The following is an 18,181-nucleotide window of genomic DNA, read 5'->3' as shown; positions in this document are numbered from 1 at the left end:
GTTTGACGACTTCACAAATTGGCGAGACATCACCGATCACCGAAACTGAGGAGTTAGGAAACTTATTTAAACTCTTCGACAGGCTTACCTGTCCACTCCGCCCTTAGAAGTCCATGAAATTGCCAGTTCATCCAAAAAGCATCCTTGGATCCCAGGTTTCTTGTCAGTATGACAAAGAGATGTTCAAAAACATTATCTGATGGGGATTAAATCGACACCGGTGGTGCAATGAGGATAGCGGTTATAGGTGCGAACAATCGGGAGCGCCATAGCAAAGGTGCTGGCCGAGGCGGGCCACGAGGTAGTTGCAACGCGGAGGCACGTTGAGAAAATTGGATGGCTTGAAGAATACGGCGTTAAGGTGACCTCAGACAACGTCTTCGCCGTGGAGTGGGCGGACGTTGTTTTCCTGGCAGTCAAGCCGAGCAGGACAACGATGGTTTTGGAGGAAATATCGGAAAAGCTCGCAGACAAGCTCATAATATCTGTGGTGGCAGGCATTGGCCTCAAATACCTGAAACGGCTCGCACCCAACGCCAAAATCGTCAGGGCAATGCCCAGCATAGCGGTGCTCGTCAAGGAGTCGTTTACCGCGTACTCCACCGATGTAGAAGGTGACGACCTGCAGACCGTTGAAAGCCTCCTCTCTGCCTTCGGCGACTGCGTCAGGGTTGATGAAGAGCACATGGACGCGATAACCGGACTCAGCGGCTCAGGACCAGCCTACGTCACGGTCTTTCTCGAGGCCATGGTTTACGGTGGCCTCAGGGTTGGCCTTCCGAGGGATCTGGCGAAGAGGGCTTCCCTGCAGACCCTTATCGGCACAGCGAAGCTCCTTATGGAGGCAAAGAAACACCCCGCTGAGGTGAGGGAGTGGGTCATAACGCCCGGAGGGACGACGATAGACGGAATATTCGAGCTCGAAGAAGGCAAGATAAGGACGGCCGTGAGAAGGCCGTTGATGCCGCGACCAAGAAGTCTAAAATATTGTCCAAGAGGGGCTAAAAGCCGTTGAAGCTCACCACCTCTTCGAGCCTTCTCCTCTCGTACTTCGGCTTCGGGTCTGCGGGATAGCCAACCGGCAGTATCGTCTGGAGCTTGTACTCTTTCGGCACGTTCAGCAACTCCTCAACCGGTTTGGGGTTGGGTGGGGTGTAGGTTACCGTTCCGAGGCCGAGCTCTTCGAGTGCAAGAAGCAGGTAGCCGACCGCTATCCAGGTTGATTGGAGCCAGTACGGGGCCTTTGTGTGTCCGAAGACGAGTATCAGATACGGGGCCTCGCTGAGGAAGGGCTTCTCGGGCTTAAAGCCCTTGGCGTTCAGCCACGCCATCAGGTCGCCCTTCGTCCTTGAGTAGAACTTCTCCTCTTCGCTCTCGCAGAGCTCCCGTATCTTCCCCTTCAGCCAGTCGTCGTCGATGATTACGAACTTCCAGGGCTGGGCGTTCATGCCGCTCGGCGCTTCCTTTGCCGCTTTGAGCGCCTTCATTATCTCATCCTTTGGAGGTTTATCAGGAAGGAACTTCCGCACGGTCTTCCTCCGCTTTGCGAGCTCAAGGACGCGCATGAGACCACCGGTTTAAATAGGCGGGGGAGGTTTTAGGGGTTTTGGCCCCTCTAACGCCGCGGACAAACGTGTTTGCAGGGTTGTAATGTTTTTTTGTAGAGTGTACAATTTACTATTTACAATAGAAAAACTTTTAAGGTTCTTCATGTATCTTATGGTGACAACACTTAGGAGGTGTTAGCTTGAGGTGGAGGCCTTTAGCGGCCTTACTATTCGGCCTGTTAATCCTCGGCCTGACCGTCAGCGGTGCGAGTGCGACTGCGAACCTTGTGAACAACAGCACGGTAAACGATACAGTAAAGGTTCCGCAGAATTTCAGCGTAGAGAGAAAGCAGGGAAACAACATCAAACCGCAATTTGCGTGGATTCCAATTGGCATTATAATACTCGACCAGGCCGCTCACTGGTTCCTTGAGCACTATGTTTCGCCAAAAGTTGCGGCAGTCTACGATGCAGTCACGATGTTCATCGACCCCGAGAAGATTGCAGAGAAACTTGGAATCAAGGGAGCAGAACTCGGAATTAAAGTGATCAGCCGCAATAAAGTGCTAATCGGTCTGTTCAAGGACAACAAAGTTGTCAAGGAAATCACGTACGCCTCTAAAGAGGCGGCTGAATGGGTGGCGAACAAGCTCGGGAAGGAGTACATCTCAAAGATAGTCGAAAAATACGTGGTCAAGAGTGGGGGATTGAAGAAGGGAGAAGACTTCGACAACGTGGTAGGAGCAATGCAGGGGCTTGAGAGTCTCGGCATTAGAAGTGTAATATTGCAGAGAGATTATAATTCAAAAAGGCTGGGACGTTAAGAAGCTCGAAAGGGTCATCAGTGACATAAAGGGTGTTCCAGGTGGAGACAGACTCTTCACAAATGTCAAAAAAGGCATTCGGAAAGGTTTTCAAGACGGTGAGTTCAAGCTGGAACTGGTAGATTTAGGTCCCCTCTATGAGGCTGAGGTGGTCAGTCATCTCAAGAGGAGTGGGTGGACGATAAGGGAAGTCGAGAAGAACGTTTACAAACCCAATGGGCAACAGCTCACAGAGATTGACATAATCGCCGAAAAGAACGGGAGGACGGTTTATATCGAGTGCAAGAGGAGCTTTGGTGATATAAAGCCCAAGCAGATATTGACACAGGCGGAGTATGCTAAGAGTAAGGGTGTCAGGAAAATTTACATGTACTACTCAGAGGATGTCTTCAGTCCGGGACAGCACTACAGGGTCATGGAAGCTATACGAAATGCGAAGTCCAAGTTTGGAGTGGACGTTGAGCTGGTTCAGCTGACTTCGGAGTTTAATTAAACCTTTCCCCATATTTTTTGAACCGCAGGGGGTGGTCGTGTGGGGGATTGTAAGAGCATCGTTGCGGTGTTCGATAAACCATGGGAGGAAGTGTTGAAGAGGCTTAAGGAGGAGTTCGAGTACACTGACGAGAAGCGGTACGAGGGCGATGAGGGGAATAAGGAGTGGTTCAAGTTTTATGATACGAGGGGATTCCGGCTGGTGGAAGTTGGGGACATTGATTATGGAATGAAGACCACGCGGGAGTGGGGAGGAAGGTTAATAGCCCTGGCCAGCGTTGAAATGTACTCGAGGGGAAGCATAACACTCATCCAGATTGAGGTGTGGACGAGTGGGTTTGATTTTGTCCAGAGTTCCGAACTGATGAAGTTCCTCAAGAAACTGGCGAGGACAGGGGCAGTTCTCATTTGCGGTTACGTCTACGGGCATGAAAAGCTTAGGGACGTGTTCGGTGACTACAACCAGTTCCTCCTGTACGAGCGGTTGGCTGAGATAGTGAGGAGGAAAAGGCTCGAAGTCCTCCCCTCGGACTTAACCGTTATCAGGGAAGACATTCTTGGGCTGGAGGATGGTCTCTACGAGCTGGTCGGCGAGCCCGGCTTGTACGTTTTTGTCAGGGACCTGGGCGTGGAGGGATACAAAGTGCTCCTCACAGTTGGGGAGGGGTTATTGGACGATGACCTTTACAGGGAAGTGCTCGAGTATGGGGACTGGTTCAGCTCAAAAATCACCAGTCTCGTCTTCAAACCCATCGGCCGGAAGGTCGAGAACGAACCCCTACTCAAAAGGGCCGAAGAGTTCTTCCAGGCACAGGTGGGAGAATATGGGCGTTGACCACTACGTTTATTTCTTCTTTGACAAGATGCTGGACGAAGTTGTCAATATCCTCAATAAGCTCGGCAGGGTAACCTTTAAACCCGTTGACTGGGAGTTTGAGGAGAAGATAAGGCAGTGGCTCGTCCGGGAGTGGTACAGGTACAGGATACGAGTACCGGAGCCGGTGAGGGTCTACTCCGGGGTGCTCTTCCCAAACCATCGAATCAAAACGGTTGAAGGAAAGGAAATAGGAGACATGGACTTCTCGATTTATCGGGTCGGCTGGCTTTCGGTCCTTGAGCTTCACCCAAACCCGAGGAGCTGGTGGTGGGACGCCTACAGCCACGAGGTGATTGCATTCCTGAGGCAGTTTTTCAAATGGGACGTCCTCCTGATTGCCGGCCTGAACGACTGGACGGACCTCCGAGAGGCACTCGGGCTCGACAATATGGAACTCTTCGTTGCCCGGCTCGCAGAGTGGACTGCCCTCAGGAGCCTGCCCGTTGTTCCTTCCTCCCTCACGCTGGCAAAAGAGGGCCTTCTGGACATCGGCTACGGCCTCTACAGGCTATTCCTCCCGGAGAAGGAGCGCTACGGTTACATCCTCGTGGAGCCGTTCAACGGCTACACCGCCGCATGGGTTGCCGGAGCCGTGGACTTCCGCGACCCAGAAGAGGTCTGCGACGCCTTTGGTGAGGGGATGGAGCTCGCACTCGATTTAACAGGGGCCTCTTTACTTCCGCTGAGGGAGCTTGAGCCCGTCCATGATGATGAGTTGGTTTCCCTCGTCAGGAAAACCTTCCGCGCCCACGTTGTCGGGAACTACGACCTTCTACCCTGTGGAGAAAGATGGTGGGAAAGATGACGCGCTCCAGTCTAAGGACGGCGGGACTGTGACGGGCTACGAGGTCAATGAGGAAAGGATAATTCCCGCCGGAGACCTTATCGGGACAACTTCCATGACAGCGATAGCCTTTCTCGGATTTTCGGGGGATGGCTAAACGTAGAACACCATGCCGTCGTAGGCCACTAGTACTTTGTTTTTCCACTTATTCCTCACGTACTCGGTCAGCTGGAGGAAGGGCAGGTTTTTGTGGGAGATGTGGCTGAGAACTGTCCTCTCGGCGAGCTTGAGGCCAATTTCCGCGGCCTCGTCCACGTTGTTATGATAGGGGTCGTTAACGCCCGGGGGATAAGTCGCGTCGACTATCGCCAGCCTTAAGGGTGCCTTTTCCTCAAGGAGCTTCCACGTCTCTTCAGGGAGGCCCTTGGTGTCGTAGAGCAGGGCGGCACTCTTTCCGTCCTCCTCGATGAGGTAGCCTAGGGTCTCGACTTGGTGGTTCAGGTGGAGCGCCGTGATTTTAAGGGTGTCTATTTCAACGGTGTCGCCCGGCTTTATTGTCTTCGGGCGGAGGTTCTTGGGCTCGTTTAGAATCAGCGCGTCAGCTTGGCCCTCCGGCGCGTAGAGCGGTGTTTCCAGCGCCATCCAGCGGAGCTTGTAGAGGCCGTAGATGTGGTCGTGGTGCCAGTGGGTCAGGAAAATCGCTTCAAGCGGGACTTGGAGAGCATCCCTTATGTCCGTCCCGACGTCGAAGAGGACGGCTTTCTTGTTCTCCGTGATTACGGCCACCGTTGAAGGCAGCCTTCGGGCGAAGCCAAACTTCCTCGCCTCGTTGCAGGTCTGGCAGGTGCAGAGGTGCGCCGGGATTCCCTCGCTTCCCCCTGTGCCTATGAAGTAGACTATCAAGCCCACCACCTATTTTATGGCTGTGAAATAGTCCCCTTATAAGGGTTGTCTCCAACTTCGGAACATGAAGTTCATCGCCGACATGATGCTCGGCCGGCTCGCGAGGTGGCTCAGGCTCTACGGCTACGACACGCTCTACGGCGTTGAGGACGACGACGAGATAATCGAAATTGCCAGGCGAGAAGGCAGGGTAATCCTCACCCGCGATTCCGGACTCGCCGAGAGGGCGAGAAAGTTCGGCCTCAATGTAATCCTGCTGGGCTCGAACTCCCTTGAGGGGCAGGTGAGAGAGCTCAAGCGCTTCGGCGTTGAGTTCCAGGAGCTTTTTCCACCGAACGCCCGCTGTCCAAAGTGCAACGGGCCTATACGGCCCGTTCCGAAGGAAGAAGTTAAGAACAGAGTTCCCCAGAAGGTTTACGAGAGCTACGACGAGTTCTACGTCTGCGAGGACTGCGGCCAGGTTTACTGGCCCGGGAGACAGTGGAGGGAGATGCTGAAAATCGACGAAAGGCTGAGGAGAGTTTAAAAACCTCCGCTCCAACCCCTGTTGGTGAGCCGATGAAGTGGAAAGACTGGGAGCCTTTCTACCTCCGCATCGCCAGGGAGATGGGCTACTCCATCGAGAAAGACCGCGAGGCCGCGCGGGTGCTGAGGGCTCTCCTTCTTGAGGGAGATGAGTACATCTTAAAAGACGAGCTGGCCTCGGTTGTCGAAAAAAAGGCGTATGTATTCGGCGCCGGGCCGAGCCTTGAGCGGGCTTTGAAAGAGTTCGATTTTTCTGACGGGACGCTTATAGCGGCCGACGGGGCGACCTCGGCCCTCCTCGAAACCGGGCTCGTGCCGGACATAATAGTGACGGACCTCGACGGCCGGGTTCCGGACATAAAGATTGCTAATGACCGGGGCGCTTTTCTGGTAGTCCACGCCCACGGGGACAACATTGACAAGCTGACCGCCTACGTGCCGTTTTTCTCTCGAGTCCTGGGGACGACCCAGACGGAGCCCCTGGACATCGTTTATAACTTCGGCGGCTTTACTGATGGAGATAGGGCCGCTTTTCTGGCCGAGGAGCTGGGGGCGAGGGAGATAGTTCTGGTGGGGTTCGACTTTGGCGAAATTGTTGGCAGGTGGAGCAAGCCATCGCTGAGGGAGCACTCGCCCGTGTGGGAGACCAAGCGGAAGAAGTTCGAGTTTGCAAGGGAGCTCCTTGAATGGCTGGAGAAAAACGGGAGGGCGAGGGTTGAGTACCTGACCCCCAAAAGGGAGAAAGGGTGAGTCAGGCCAAGTCCTTGAGCTTTCTGACCTTTCCTCCCTTTATCTCCACGTAGCCGAGCCTCTTGAGGAGCTTGAGCGTCTCCTCAAACGAACTGCGCGAGTAGTTTATCACGAGAGTTCCCTTCGGGGTTGGCACGACTATGGGTGCGGCCCTGAGGAAGCCTTTTATGAGCTCTTCCTCCGGGACTTTCCTGTCACCGAGCGCCTTCAGGATTTCCTCTGCCACTATTGCCCTGCCGACGAGGGCAAAGTAGACCTTCAGCAGGTAGTCCTCGGGGAAGTACTTGCTGGCAATCTTTCCGAGGGCGTTGACCTTTGCTATGTTCAGCTCAAGGATTTCGAACTCGTGCTCCGTGACGAGATCCACAAAGGCAAACTGCTTGGCCTTCTCCTCGACCTTTCCCGGGTCGTGGACGAGGTTGAACGGGAACTTGAACTCGAAGCGGAGCTCCTCTATGTTGGTCCCCTCTTTGAGCTTGACATTGGTACCATCGTACTCTATCGCCCCGTTGCGGTAGAGCTGGTCGAGAAGCTCAGCCGCCCAAAGGCCCTCCTTGAGCAGTTCGTCCGCCTTTTCCCCCGCCTTCAGGTGCTCAAGGACGTGGTTGAGGCTCTCCCTGAATGAGAGGAAGCCTTCCTTGATGGCCTCTACGTCCGCACCCTCAAGGCTTTCAATCTTCTCTTCAATCTCCTTCAGCGTCCCCTCGATGGTGTACCCCACAAAGGCCTCGTAGCCCTCCCTGGAGCGGACTTCGAAGCGGACTCCCTCTTTTCTGAGCTCCTCAATGAGCGCACGCTTGACGGCTTCGTTTTTCGTGACGAGCCTCATGCTACCACCTGAGGGGGAAAACGGTTGGCGCTTATAGGCTTTGTGGAGAAAAGGAAAAGAGAGGCGGGTGGTGGTGTGTCCAGATGGATATCACTTATAGTGATACTGGGGGGCAAGGTTAATAGTTAATAAACTTTTCTGCACGTTTTTGTTCGTTGGTGCTCACACAGATGTGGCCGAGAAAGTATTAAAAACTTGGGGTATAGCAACGGCGGGGGATGAGTATGAGCGAGAAACAGTACCTCCTTGACAAGACGCTTGAGCGCTGGAAGGGCAAGATGGTTGCGGTGGGCATTGGAAGTGAGACCAGCTTTTCGGGAGTCCTTGAGGACTTCGACGAGGAGGTAATCCTTCTCAGGGAAGTTACTGACTACGCGGGCAACAGGGCCAAAGAGCTGATAGTCAAGATAGACGACCTCAACTGGATAACCCTGCTGTGAGGTGAGAAAATGAAGGCCGTTGCCTTCGTTGGCTTCAAGAAGAGCGGGAAGACGACGACGGTTGAAGCGGTTGCGAGGGTTCTCAAAGAGCGTGGCTACCGCGTTGCGATAGCCAAGAGCATGCACGCGGACTTTGACAGGGAAGGGAGTGACACCTGGAGGTTCTCAAAGGTCGCCGATGAGGTCGTAGTCAGGGCGCACGACACCGACGCGGTGCTCTTCAAGGCCAAGGACATAAACGCGCTCTTCTCAATGGTATCGGCGGATTTCCTCCTGCTGGAGGGCTTTAAGTCAGCCCGGCACGTCCCCAAGGTAATTTGTGCGAGGAGCGAAGCCGATGTTAGGGAGCTCAACGACGGCCTCGCCATAGCGGTGAGCGGGGTTATAGCTTCAACCGGCGTGGAGGAAGTTGATGGCCTCCCGGTTATTGATGCGACGAAGGAGCCAGAGAGGCTCGCAGACCTCGTCGAGAAAAGGGCCTTCATGCTCCCCAACATAGACTGCGGCCTCTGCGGCTTCAACTGCGCCGAGATGGCCAGACTTATCGTCAAGGGTGAAAAGACCCCCAACGACTGCGTCGTCCTGAGTTCGAAGCCAAAGGTCACCGTCAAGATAGACGGCCAGGTCCTCCCGATGAAGGACTGGGTGCAGGAGCTGGTAGAGAAGACGATAAAGGGTATGCTCTCGGCGATGAAGGGCTACCGCGAGGGCAGGAGGATAGAGATAGTTATTAGGGGAGATTAATCGAGTCCCTCTGTGTGAGTGCCTCAAGTCTTAGTTTTCTGAATTCCTCGTTCGTTCCTCCCTCGCCGAAGGTTCCCCTTCGGACTGTCTTGGCGAGTGCCTTTATACCCTCTCTGGCGTCATTAGCTTCATCTACGATTTTGACCTCCTCCACCTCTCCTTCTCTTAGAACCCATGCCCCAGCTTCCCCTTCCGGCGTGATGATGAGCCAGGGGACCCGCCAGTTCTTCATCCCCTCCACGTCCCTCTCGCTGGGCACGGGGGGATAGTGGGGGTGCGAGTGAAAAATCCCGACGACATCAAGATCCCTCCTCTCGGCCTCGTCGAGAACCTTCACCATTTCCTCAGGCTCCATCTCAAAGGCTTCCGGAGAGTTGAGCCTGTTCTTTACCGTCCTTACTTCCAGAACCCTAAAGGTATCGCCTTCCCTTCTACCTAAGAGAAACCCGCACACTTCAACGTCAGAACGCCGTGCGTTCTCAATGAGCATTTTGATAATTCCACACCTTATGATGAGCCTCATGTGACAAATCTGACCCAACAAAATTTATAAAGTTTGGCAATATGTCAAACACCGCGGTGATGGTATGAAGTGGGCCCTCACCCTCCACGGTGGAGAGGAGAGCGGAAAGACAATCGTGTTTGAGGCCGAAACAGCTGATGAGGCAAGGCTGATAGCCGTGCAGGAGCTCAGGCGGAAGGACGCCATGGTCTACGAGCTTGAGAAGCTTGAGTGACTCCCTTTCTCATTCTTCATCGCCCCCATGTGGGCACACGTCTGTTCTCGTGTCCAGTAGTGGGCTATAATACGCTATTCTGCCCACAATTTTCTGTGCTTTGGTGTACTATTCTGTCCAATAATGTTTTTAAAGCCCTCACGGCTGTCTTTTCACCACTGGTGATATACGGGGTGATGGCCCATGCTCGTGAGGATTGTCTACTACATGAACAACACCCTTCCGAAGGAAAAAATAGTCGTCACAAACGACATCAAGAAGGCGGAAAGAATAGCGCAGGAAGAAATGACAAAGCTCAGGGCAAGGGGCTATGAGCTTGAGTGGGTAGCCTGAGCAACTGGCTCAGCCCTCTCCCTCAATTTCTATGACTTTGACGTGTATCGGCAGTTCCTTCAGCTCACTTGCGACCCTCTCAGCGGCCCTGTTTGAGCGGGCGAGCATTACGAAGGCTACGTCCCCTTTGTATCTGGCCTCGGTGAATCTTATTATGTCTCCCCTCGCTATGCCGTAGCCTATCGCCTTTCTGACCTCGTCCTCGTACTTCGCCACGAACTTTTCAGGTATGCTCAGAAGCACTCCATAAATCATCTCCGTCACCTCCGAGAAAAAGAGAAATTTCAAAGGGACAAGCGCCCCCAGGCTCTGCCTTCACCCTCTGGCCTGTTTGAACTGCTCCTGTATCTTCCTGTAGTACTCCATCGTCTCCTTGCTCACCGACGGCCCGATCTTCTTGAGGGCCTCCTCGAAGTCCTTCATGGTGACCTTGACCTTCCTCCTGATTTCGTCGGCCTTCATTCCAGGACTGATGATGCCCTCCTGGAGCGCCCTCCTCATGGCGAGCATCGCGGCCTCTCTGACCACCGCCTCGATGTCGGCACCGGTGTAGCCCTCGGTTCTCTTGGCGAGCTCCTCGAGGTTGACATCCTCAGCCAGCGGAACCTTCCTGGTGTGCACCTTGAATATCTCCAGCCTGGCCTTCTCGTCGGGTGCCGGCACGAGTATGAGCCTGTCGAACCTTCCTGGCCTGAGCAGGGCCGGGTCGATGATGTCCGGCCTGTTTGTTGCGGCTATGACGACCACGCCGCTGTTCTCCTGGATTCCGTCCATTTCGGTGAGTAACTGGTTGATGAGCCTGTCGGTGACGCGGTTCACGTCGGTGCCCCTGCGCGGTGCGATGGCGTCAATCTCGTCGATGAATATCACCGTCGGAGCCGCCTGCCTGGCCTTCCTGAATATCTCCCTGATGTTCTTCTCGCTCTCACCGACCCACTTGCTGAGCACCTCTGGACCCTTGATGGCTATGAAGTTGGCCTCGCTCTCGTTCGCCACCGCCTTCGCGAGGAGCGTTTTACCAGTTCCGGGCGGGCCGTAGAGCAGGATTCCCTTTGGTGGGGTTATGCCGAGTCCCATAAAGGCCTCCGGGTACTTGAGTGGCCACTCGACGGCTTCTCTGAGCTCCTGCTTGACGTCTTCTAATCCACCTATGTCGTCCCAGCGGACGTTCGGAACCTCGAGGAGGACCTCCCTGAGTGCCGACGGCTCGACCATCTTGAGCGCCTCGTAGAAGTCCCTCCTCGTCACTTTCAGCTCTTCAAGGACCTCCCTCGGTATGTGCTCGGCCTCGAAGTCAATCTTGCCCTCCTTGATGAGCCTCCTGAGCGCCGCCATAGCGGCCTCTCTCGCAAGGGCGGCGAGGTCAGCACCGACGAAGCCGTGGGTGACCTCGGCCAGCTCCTCCAGCAGGGCATCGATGAGCCTCGCCTTGACCTCGTCGTAGAGCCTCTCGTCGAACTCCCTGAGGGCCCTCTTTATCTCCTCCTCGTCCTTCGCCTTCTCTACCTTCTCGATGGCTCCCTCTATAACGCTCCTGAAGCGCTCGTCACCGCGGAGCTTCTCCAGTATCTCAATTACCTTGTCCTTCCTGAAGTCGGGCTCAATTGGCATTCCTCTGGTGTGTATCTGGAGTATCTCCTTTCTACCCTGCTTGTCGGGAACGCCGACTTCAATCTCCCTGTCAAACCTTCCTGGCCTCCTGAGGGCAGGGTCTATGGCGTCAGGCCTGTTGGTGGCACCGATGACGATGACCTTGCCCCTGCTCTTGAGGCCGTCCATGAGCGTGAGGAGCTGTGAAACAACCCTCTTCTCGACCTCACCGTGGGTCTCTTCCCTCTTCGGGGCAATGCTGTCAATCTCATCGATGAAGATTATCGCCGGCGCGTTCTCTTCGGCCTCCTTGAAGACCTCTCTAAGTCTCTCCTCGCTCTCACCGTAGTACTTGCTCATTATCTCGGGGCCGTTGATGGCTATGAAGTGGGCGTTGGCCTCGTTAGCGACGGCCTTCGCTAAGAGAGTCTTACCGGTTCCGGGCGGACCGTAGAGGAGCACTCCCTTGGGCGGCTCGATGCCGAGCTTCTCGAATATCTCCGGGTGCTTGAGCGGGAGCTCAATCATCTCCCTGACCTTCTGGATGACGTCCTTTAGGCCACCGATGTCCTCGTAGGTGACGCCAAGGGCAGCGGTCTTGGTGACCTCCTTAACGGGTTTCTCGCTGATCTGGAAGTCAGTGAACTCGGTTATCTGGACGATTCCAGCCGGCGTCGTGGCGGTGACCACGAAGGTGAGCTCCTGACCGAGGATGCCGACCTTGATGTAGTCTCCCCTGACTACCGGCCTGCCGACGAGCCTGCTGTGGAGCCACTCGACGAAGTCGCGGCCAAAACGGATTGGTTCGGTCGGGGCTACTATGACCTTCCTTGCCTCCTTGACCTCGGCCCTCCTCACAGTGACCTCGTCACCAAGCCCGACGCCGGCGTTCTTCCTGATGGTTCCGTCCATTCTGATGATTCCGAGTCCCTCGTCCTCAGGGTAGGCGGGCCAGACGACGGCGGCGGTGTTCTTGGTTCCGATAATCTCGACTATGTCTCCTGACTGGACGCCGAGCTCGCGCATTGCCTTCCTATCAATTCTCACAATTCCCCTTCCAACGTCCCTCTGATAAGCGGACGCGACCTTAAGCTTGATTTCCTTCCTCTCGCTCATATACACCACCTCCGTTTTGTGAGCGATGATTGTTAGAGTTTTATTTTATCGGGAATTGCCGAGTCATTTATCGGGGGTTGTAGGGGGCGGAGCCCCCTCCGGTGTTAAAGTTAAAGCGGGGTGTGGGGCGAAGCCCCACTACGGGGGTTTGATGGTAGAGGAAGATAAGGGGGTGTCCCCCTTGTCTTCCCTCTCACTCAATCTTGACCTCGAAGCCCTCTCCCTCGGCCTTCTTCGGGGCCTTCTTGGGGAGCTCGATTTCGAGGACGCCGTTGTTGTACCTTGCCTTTGCCTTCTCGGGAACGACCTCCTCAGGAAGCCTGATGACCCTCCTGTAGCCGCTGTAGTAGCGCTCGATCCTCACTGCGCCCTCCTTTTCGAGCTCCTTCTCGCGCCTTATCTGGGCCTCGATGTAAACGGTGTCCTCTGTAACGCGGAGCTTGATGTCCTCCTTCCTGACTCCGGGGAGCTCGACGGTGATGATGAACCTGTCACCGCGGTCGAAGATGTCCACGAAGGGCTCGCGCCAGGTCTCGCTGATGCTGACGCTCTCCCCGGGCTCGCGGTAGCTCCAGAGCCTTGGACCGCGCATGAAGTCGCGGAATATGGCGTCAATCTCCTCCTGTATTTCCCTCATTATGTCGAAGGGGTCCCAGTAGCGGTCCCTCCTCCAGACCATCGGCACCACCCCCAATGGTCTTTGTTTTTGGTTACTAGTAGTTACTAAAAAGGAATCCTTTATAAACTTTTCGATTTTAGTCCCCATATGTTACTAAATATCCATCTGTGCATCGGGGGTCACGGGTTCAGAATCGTAGCCAAGTCCCCTCAAAATACCCGCAAACTCCCTTGCGAAGCCGTAAACGGTGAACACCCTCTCGGGTCTTACCTTCTCCACTATCCTGATCAGCTCCCAGAAGTCGGCGTGGTTGCTGAGCCTCAGCCTCCCAAAGCCCGAAACGGTCAGTTCCCAGGGGGATAGAGAGTTTTCAACCCTGGGCGAGCGGTAGGGGCGCAGGACGACCTCTCCGTCCCTCTCCACGTTGCGGAACCTGACGCCGAACTTTGAGTACACCCTGGCGACCTTGAGCATCTCCCGCGAGGGCTTAACCGTTATCCCGTGGACGTCGAGTATCTTCATGACCTCCTGGGCTTTCCCCATCTGGTTGACGTAGAGGACGGGCCTCTTCCCCCTGTCGAGCGCTTCCTCTACGAAGGCTATCAGTTTTTTCTCCGTTTCCCTCGGCGTGGGGAACGTAAAGTGTGGAACTCCAAAGGTTGCCTCGATTATCAGGAAGTCCGCCCTAGGAAAACGGCTCTTCTCGGCGGTTCTAAGCTTGAACCACTTGGTGTCCCCGGTGTAGAAGAGTGTGCCGTTTTCGAGCCAGAGCTTTATTCCGGCCGAACCGAGCATGTGGCCTGCTGGGTAGAGCTTGGCCTTGAAGTCGCCAATGTAGAAGGTCTTCCCGAACCTGACCTCGCGGTAGAACCCGCCCTTCCTGAGGTGGCTGAGGAACTTGGTCGCCCTGGTCGCGAAGATGAGCTCCCCGCTAACGAAGTGGTCGCTGTGGGCGTGGCTCTGGAAGGTAAGCCTTGCCGAGCTGTCGAGGCCGATACCTTTGACGAGCATCACAAAAACTTGGGGGTGGGGCTTAAAGCTTTAGACCCTGTTGAGCATGCCCATCAGGGGGTAGTAGACGTCGTCAAGGCTCTCCCCTTTCTCCACGGGAAACTTGAACGTCACGATTCTACCCGAGACCTCGAAGGACGGCCCCTCGGGCTTTCCTGGGACGAGCTTTATCTCAACGACCTCCAGCATATCAAGTCCCTTGAGCTCGGCCTTTCCGATAAGGGTTCCCTCGAAGGCCCCGCGCGAAAAGGCTTCCTCCAGCCTGGGCCTCAGCCCGGTTACCCATTTGGAGCTGGCCCTCCTTGTCACGGTCTGCACGCCACCACCTCCGCAAAGTTTTCGGTTTCTTATTTAGGACTTCCTGATTTATTAGGATTTTTGCTCTAATTTGGAACAATGTTCAAAACAATGCCCTTCTCTACTCGAAGTTCTGTCAGGTTTTCGAACCGCTCAAACTGGACTTTTTATCCAATGACAAAGGCGACCTTTCGCTATGTAAAAGGTTTTTATAGTTCCACCGCCCAACCCTAAGCGGTGGTTGGTATGACCTTCGATAAGGAGAAGCTCTCCAAGATTCGCGAGGAGGAAAAGCGCTGGGAAGAAACTACAGTCACGAAGTTCCTCCAGAAGGCCCCCGAGAGAAAGGAAAAGTTCATGACGGACGACGGTTTTGAAATCAAGCGCCTTTACACCCCCGCAGACCTTGGCGAGGACTGGGACTACCTTGAGAAGCTCGGCTTCCCCGGAGAGTACCCGTTCACCCGTGGCGTTTACGCGACCATGTACCGCGGCCGCTTCTGGACCATGAGGCAGTACGCCGGTTATGCAACAGCGGAGGAGAGCAACAAGCGCTACAAGTACCTCCTTGAGCAGGGCCAGACTGGTTTAAGCGTTGCCTTCGACCTTCCGACCCAGCTCGGTTACGACTCCAACCACCCGATGGCCGAGGGCGAGGTCGGAAAGGTCGGTGTGGCAATCGACTCCCTCTGGGATATGAGGATTCTCTTCGACGGAATCCCGCTCGACAGGGTCTCAACGAGCATGACCATCAACTCGACTGCGGCCAACCTCCTGGCTATGTACATACTCGTTGCCGAGGAGCAGGGAGTCCCCCAGGAGAAGCTCCGCGGTACGGTTCAGAACGATATCCTCAAGGAGTACATAGCGAGGGGAACCTACATCTTCCCGCCGCAGCCGAGCATGAGGCTCACCACTGACATCATCATGTACTGTGCCGAGAACGTTCCCAAGTGGAACCCGATAAGCATAAGCGGCTACCACATCCGTGAGGCCGGTGCCAACGCCGTCCAGGAAGTCGCTTTCACCCTTGCCGACGGTATAGAGTACGTCAAGGCAGTCATAGAGAGGGGCATGGACGTTGACAAGTTCGCTCCGAGGCTGAGCTTCTTCTTCAACGCCCACAACAACTTCCTTGAGGAGATAGCCAAGTTCAGGGCCGCGAGAAGGCTCTGGGCCTACATAATGAAGGAGTGGTTCAACGCCAAGAACCCGCGCTCCATGATGCTCCGCTTCCACACTCAAACAGCTGGTTCAACCCTCACGGCACAACAGCCCGAGAACAACATAATCCGCGTCGCCATTCAGGCGCTCGCGGCCGTCCTCGGTGGAACGCAGAGCCTCCACACAAACTCCTACGACGAAGCGCTGAGCCTTCCGACCGAGAAGAGCGTCAGGATAGCCCTCAGGACACAGCAGATTATCGCCTACGAGAGCGGTGTCGCTGACACCGTTGACCCGCTCGGCGGAGCCTACTACATCGAGTGGCTCACCGACCACATCTACGAAGAAGCTTTGAAGTACATCGAGAAAATTCAGAAGATGGGCGGCATGATGCGCGCCATCGAGCGCGGTTACATCCAGAAGGAGATTGCCGAGAGTGCCTACAAATACCAGAAGGAGATCGAGGAAGGAAAGAGGATAATCGTCGGCGTCAACAAGTTCCAGACCGACGAGCCCATCGAGGTCGAAATCCTCAAGGTCGACCCGAGCATCAGGGAGAAGCAGATTGAGAGGCTCAAGAAGCTCCGCTCGGAGAGGGACAACAAGAAGGTCGAGGAGACCCTTGACAAGCTCAGGAACGCGGCCGAGAACGAGGACGAGAACCTCATGCCCTACATCATCGAGGCGCACAGGCACCTCGCAACGCTCGGTGAGGTCACCGACGTCCTCAGAGAGGTCTGGGGTGAGTACCGCGCTCCGCTCGTCTTCTGATGCCTTCTCTCTTTTTGATTCTCCTCTGGTGGCTTATAACTCCATGGGAATGCTTTTAAATCGTTGAGATTATGGTATTAACGGACAAAACGTCATTAGGGTGTCCCCTTATGGAGCTCATCAGGACTGAAAAGTTAACAAAGTTTTTCGGAAAGCGCAACGTGGTGTACAACCTCGATTTAAGGGTTCCGGAGGGTGTTGTTTACGGCTTCCTCGGGCCGAACGGAGCGGGCAAAACGACTACTATCAAAATGCTCACGGGGGCGCTGAGGCCCACCTACGGCGAGATTGAGATTTTCGGGATGAACATGCCGAGGGAAAGAGTGGAGATAATGAAGAGGGTCGGCTACATGCCCGAGAAGCCCATCGCTTACGAGAACATGACAATCTTCGAGTTCCTGACCTACATGGGGCGCCTCTCCGGAATGAAGAAAGAAGAAGCCAGGGAGAGGGCGAAGGAACTGATGGCGTACGTCGGTGTGGGGAGGATAGCGCTCAACAAGATGAAGGAGCTTTCGAGCGGGCAGAAGCAGAGGGTCATGTTCGCAATGGCGCTCATGCCCGACCCAGAGCTTTTAATCCTGGACGAGCCGACCGCAAACCTCGACCCCCTCGGCAGGATAGAGTTCATCGGCAGGGTTGTTGAGCTCTCCAAGAAGGGCAAGACGATTTTCGTGAGCTCTCACATAGTCAGCGAGATAGAGAAGATGTGCAACTACGTGGGGATAATCAACCAGGGCCGGATGATAGCCCAGGGGAAGATAAGCGACCTGACGCAGATAGAGGAAAACGAGTACGATGTGGTGACCTCCGATAACGACAGGGCGATGGAGTTTCTGCGCGAGAAGCCCTACATCCGGGAGGCGTGGGAGGAGGACAACGTCATCAGAGTCGTCGTGGAGCCGAAGTTCCTCGACGAGTTCTTCCTGGCGTTCCCGAAGTACCTCAGCTCGAACGGGATAAGGCTCAAACTCTTCAAGCCCCACACGAGCCCCCTCGAAAGAATCCTCATGGAGAAGTTCAGCCTGGAGGTGGAAGGGTGATAGGCGTCCTCTACTCAAGCGAGGTCTCGAGGATACTCAGGGCGAGGCGGTTCAGGGTCATGCTCGCTGCCATGCTCCTGCCCGTGGTGGTCTACTTCTTCACCCACGAGGAGATAACGGAGTATGGAGCAAAGGCCCTTGAGCGCTCCTTCCAGATAGTCACCTCCGAGTTCATGGTGAACTTCTGGCTCGGCGTTATCGGCCAGCTCGTGGCCATAATCCTCATGAGCGACCTCCTCGCGAGCGAGATAGAGAAGGGTACCATCAGGCTTCTCCTGACGAAGCCCATACGGAAGAGCGAGATAGTCTTCGGCAAGTTTTTGGCCGGGATGACCGGCATAGCGGTCCTCTTTGGAGTCCCGTACCTTGTCCTCCAGATATACGGGGTTCTGCTCTACAAGGCGGGCCTTGAGGGGTTCACGGCGACCTTCGATGAGGTGCTCTACGCCCTCGGCGTCACACTCCTGCTCCTCGGGACGCTGGGTGCGCTGGCGGTGCTCCTGTCCGTGGTCGTCTCGCGTCCACTCTACGCTTCCCTCTCGGCCTTTGCCCTTGTATTCGTTGCGCAGTTCATACTGCCCCAGCTGCCCTTCTTCGACAACCCGGAGCGTTTCACGCTCAACTACCAGGTGGGGGTGCTCCTCAAGAGCCACTTCACGCTCCACGCCGGCCTCGACACCTACAAGGGCGAACCCGGAATGACGGTGCTGTTCTTCATCGGGAGCATTATCGCGGCCCTGCTCTTCACACTGCTGGGCATCTACCGCAAGGAGTACCCTGACTGA

The 18,181-nt window shown here is 55.3% G+C and carries 23 protein-coding genes and 1 pseudogene; 15 read left to right on the top strand and 9 right to left on the bottom strand.

All coding sequences use genetic code 11. The annotated features are described in order from the left end of the window. The first annotated feature begins 228 nt into the window (after window positions 1–228). Window positions 229–1,005 (top strand): annotated as a pseudogene (gene proC / locus ACZ5ER_RS10415) (pyrroline-5-carboxylate reductase). Here the strand turns inward: proC and ACZ5ER_RS10410 are convergent. Continuing rightward, window positions 1,002–1,565 carry a nitroreductase family protein gene (locus ACZ5ER_RS10410; protein ID WP_464934400.1) on the bottom strand — a complete coding sequence of 188 codons (564 nt, stop codon included), beginning with the start codon at window positions 1,563–1,565 and terminating at the stop codon, window positions 1,002–1,004. The pseudogene proC and the gene ACZ5ER_RS10410 overlap by 4 nt on opposite strands. Window positions 1,566–1,747: 182 nt before the next feature. Between ACZ5ER_RS10410 and ACZ5ER_RS10405 the strand changes: the two genes are divergently transcribed. From ACZ5ER_RS10405 to ACZ5ER_RS10385, 5 genes are all read left to right on the top strand, one after another. Then, window positions 1,748–2,371 carry a hypothetical protein gene (locus ACZ5ER_RS10405; RefSeq protein ID WP_050003832.1) on the top strand — a complete coding sequence of 208 codons (624 nt, stop codon included), beginning with the start codon at window positions 1,748–1,750 and terminating at the stop codon, window positions 2,369–2,371. 148 nt (window positions 2,372–2,519) lie between these two features. Next, window positions 2,520–2,864, top strand: coding sequence for a PDDEXK family nuclease (locus ACZ5ER_RS10400; RefSeq protein WP_050003831.1), 345 nt, complete (start codon window positions 2,520–2,522; stop codon window positions 2,862–2,864). A gap of 39 nt (window positions 2,865–2,903) precedes the next feature. Further along, window positions 2,904–3,698 (top strand): hypothetical protein, encoded by a 795-nt coding sequence (locus ACZ5ER_RS10395; protein ID WP_050003830.1) that lies wholly within the window; start codon window positions 2,904–2,906, stop codon window positions 3,696–3,698. Continuing rightward, window positions 3,688–4,545, top strand: a complete 858-nt coding sequence (locus ACZ5ER_RS10390) for a hypothetical protein (protein ID WP_174412701.1) — start codon at window positions 3,688–3,690, stop codon at window positions 4,543–4,545. The genes ACZ5ER_RS10395 and ACZ5ER_RS10390 overlap by 11 nt, the downstream gene beginning before the upstream one ends. Beyond that, entirely contained in the window at window positions 4,520–4,681 is a 162-nt protein-coding gene (locus ACZ5ER_RS10385) for a hypothetical protein (RefSeq protein ID WP_464934399.1), read from the top strand. The genes ACZ5ER_RS10390 and ACZ5ER_RS10385 overlap by 26 nt, the downstream gene beginning before the upstream one ends. Here ACZ5ER_RS10385 and ACZ5ER_RS10380 read toward each other — a convergent pair. Further along, window positions 4,678–5,427 (bottom strand): MBL fold metallo-hydrolase, encoded by a 750-nt coding sequence (locus ACZ5ER_RS10380; protein WP_464935206.1) that lies wholly within the window; start codon window positions 5,425–5,427, stop codon window positions 4,678–4,680. The genes ACZ5ER_RS10385 and ACZ5ER_RS10380 overlap by 4 nt on opposite strands. Before the next feature lie 64 nt (window positions 5,428–5,491). Here ACZ5ER_RS10380 and ACZ5ER_RS10375 point away from each other — a divergent pair, with 64 nt between their 5' ends. Both ACZ5ER_RS10375 and ACZ5ER_RS10370 read left to right on the top strand, forming a co-directional pair. Beyond that, window positions 5,492–5,953, top strand: coding sequence for a DUF5615 family PIN-like protein (locus ACZ5ER_RS10375; protein WP_464934398.1), 462 nt, complete (start codon window positions 5,492–5,494; stop codon window positions 5,951–5,953). A gap of 32 nt (window positions 5,954–5,985) precedes the next feature. Further along, window positions 5,986–6,702, top strand: coding sequence for a 6-hydroxymethylpterin diphosphokinase MptE-like protein (locus ACZ5ER_RS10370; RefSeq protein ID WP_464934397.1), 717 nt, complete (start codon window positions 5,986–5,988; stop codon window positions 6,700–6,702). A 1-nt stretch (window position 6,703) separates the two neighbouring features. On the opposite strand, the gene ACZ5ER_RS10365 is transcribed toward ACZ5ER_RS10370, so the two are convergent. After that, entirely contained in the window at window positions 6,704–7,531 is an 828-nt protein-coding gene (locus tag ACZ5ER_RS10365) for a hypothetical protein (RefSeq protein ID WP_464934396.1), read from the bottom strand. Window positions 7,532–7,749: 218 nt separating this feature from the next. Here ACZ5ER_RS10365 and ACZ5ER_RS10360 point away from each other — a divergent pair, with 218 nt between their 5' ends. Beyond that, window positions 7,750–7,971 carry an LSm family protein gene (locus ACZ5ER_RS10360; protein WP_081947248.1) on the top strand — a complete coding sequence of 74 codons (222 nt, stop codon included), beginning with the start codon at window positions 7,750–7,752 and terminating at the stop codon, window positions 7,969–7,971. A 9-nt stretch (window positions 7,972–7,980) separates the two neighbouring features. After that, window positions 7,981–8,715 (top strand): molybdopterin-guanine dinucleotide biosynthesis protein B, encoded by a 735-nt coding sequence (gene mobB, locus ACZ5ER_RS10355; protein WP_050003824.1) that lies wholly within the window; start codon window positions 7,981–7,983, stop codon window positions 8,713–8,715. On the opposite strand, the gene ACZ5ER_RS10350 is transcribed toward mobB, so the two are convergent. After that, window positions 8,702–9,238, bottom strand: coding sequence for a M67 family metallopeptidase (locus tag ACZ5ER_RS10350; RefSeq protein ID WP_081947247.1), 537 nt, complete (start codon window positions 9,236–9,238; stop codon window positions 8,702–8,704). The two genes, mobB and ACZ5ER_RS10350, sit on opposite strands and share 14 nt — an antisense overlap. Before the next feature lie 64 nt (window positions 9,239–9,302). On the opposite strand from ACZ5ER_RS10350, the gene ACZ5ER_RS10345 reads away from it, so the two are divergent. Together ACZ5ER_RS10345 and ACZ5ER_RS10340 are read left to right on the top strand one after the other, a co-directional pair. Further along, window positions 9,303–9,452: a hypothetical protein gene (locus ACZ5ER_RS10345; RefSeq protein WP_169741395.1), complete on the top strand. Its 150-nt coding sequence runs from the start codon at window positions 9,303–9,305 to the stop codon at window positions 9,450–9,452. Between the two features lie 183 nt (window positions 9,453–9,635). Then, window positions 9,636–9,785 carry a hypothetical protein gene (locus tag ACZ5ER_RS10340; RefSeq protein WP_169741394.1) on the top strand — a complete coding sequence of 50 codons (150 nt, stop codon included), beginning with the start codon at window positions 9,636–9,638 and terminating at the stop codon, window positions 9,783–9,785. A gap of 9 nt (window positions 9,786–9,794) precedes the next feature. Here ACZ5ER_RS10340 and ACZ5ER_RS10335 read toward each other — a convergent pair whose 3' ends face one another. The 5 genes from ACZ5ER_RS10335 to ACZ5ER_RS10315 form a co-directional block, all read right to left on the bottom strand. Continuing rightward, on the bottom strand, window positions 9,795–10,040 hold the full coding sequence (locus ACZ5ER_RS10335; RefSeq protein WP_464934395.1) for a hypothetical protein: 246 nt from the start codon (window positions 10,038–10,040) through the stop codon (window positions 9,795–9,797). A 60-nt stretch (window positions 10,041–10,100) separates the two neighbouring features. Further along, entirely contained in the window at window positions 10,101–12,491 is a 2,391-nt protein-coding gene (locus tag ACZ5ER_RS10330; protein ID WP_464934394.1) for a CDC48 family AAA ATPase, read from the bottom strand. A gap of 193 nt (window positions 12,492–12,684) precedes the next feature. Then, a complete protein-coding gene (locus tag ACZ5ER_RS10325) occupies window positions 12,685–13,170 on the bottom strand; it encodes an Hsp20/alpha crystallin family protein (RefSeq protein ID WP_050003821.1) in 486 nt (161 codons plus the stop codon). A gap of 93 nt (window positions 13,171–13,263) precedes the next feature. After that, on the bottom strand, window positions 13,264–14,121 hold the full coding sequence (locus ACZ5ER_RS10320) for an MBL fold metallo-hydrolase (RefSeq protein WP_464934393.1): 858 nt from the start codon (window positions 14,119–14,121) through the stop codon (window positions 13,264–13,266). A gap of 30 nt (window positions 14,122–14,151) precedes the next feature. Beyond that, complete coding sequence (locus ACZ5ER_RS10315; RefSeq protein WP_050003819.1) at window positions 14,152–14,439, bottom strand: hypothetical protein; 288 nt, start codon at window positions 14,437–14,439, stop codon at window positions 14,152–14,154. A 225-nt stretch (window positions 14,440–14,664) separates the two neighbouring features. Here ACZ5ER_RS10315 and ACZ5ER_RS10310 point away from each other — a divergent pair, with 225 nt between their 5' ends. The 3 genes from ACZ5ER_RS10310 to ACZ5ER_RS10300 all read left to right on the top strand — a co-directional run bounded on the left by ACZ5ER_RS10310 (window position 14,665) and on the right by ACZ5ER_RS10300 (window position 18,181). Further along, window positions 14,665–16,353, top strand: coding sequence for an acyl-CoA mutase large subunit family protein (locus ACZ5ER_RS10310; RefSeq protein WP_050003818.1), 1,689 nt, complete (start codon window positions 14,665–14,667; stop codon window positions 16,351–16,353). A gap of 110 nt (window positions 16,354–16,463) precedes the next feature. Continuing rightward, window positions 16,464–17,396: an ABC transporter ATP-binding protein gene (locus ACZ5ER_RS10305; protein ID WP_464934392.1), complete on the top strand. Its 933-nt coding sequence runs from the start codon at window positions 16,464–16,466 to the stop codon at window positions 17,394–17,396. Continuing rightward, complete coding sequence (locus ACZ5ER_RS10300) at window positions 17,393–18,181, top strand: ABC transporter permease (RefSeq protein WP_464934391.1); 789 nt, start codon at window positions 17,393–17,395, stop codon at window positions 18,179–18,181. Before ACZ5ER_RS10305 ends, ACZ5ER_RS10300 begins: the two co-directional genes overlap by 4 nt.

Source organism: Thermococcus marinus (genome assembly GCF_055389025.1).
This window is presented reverse-complemented; position numbering and strand designations above follow the sequence as displayed.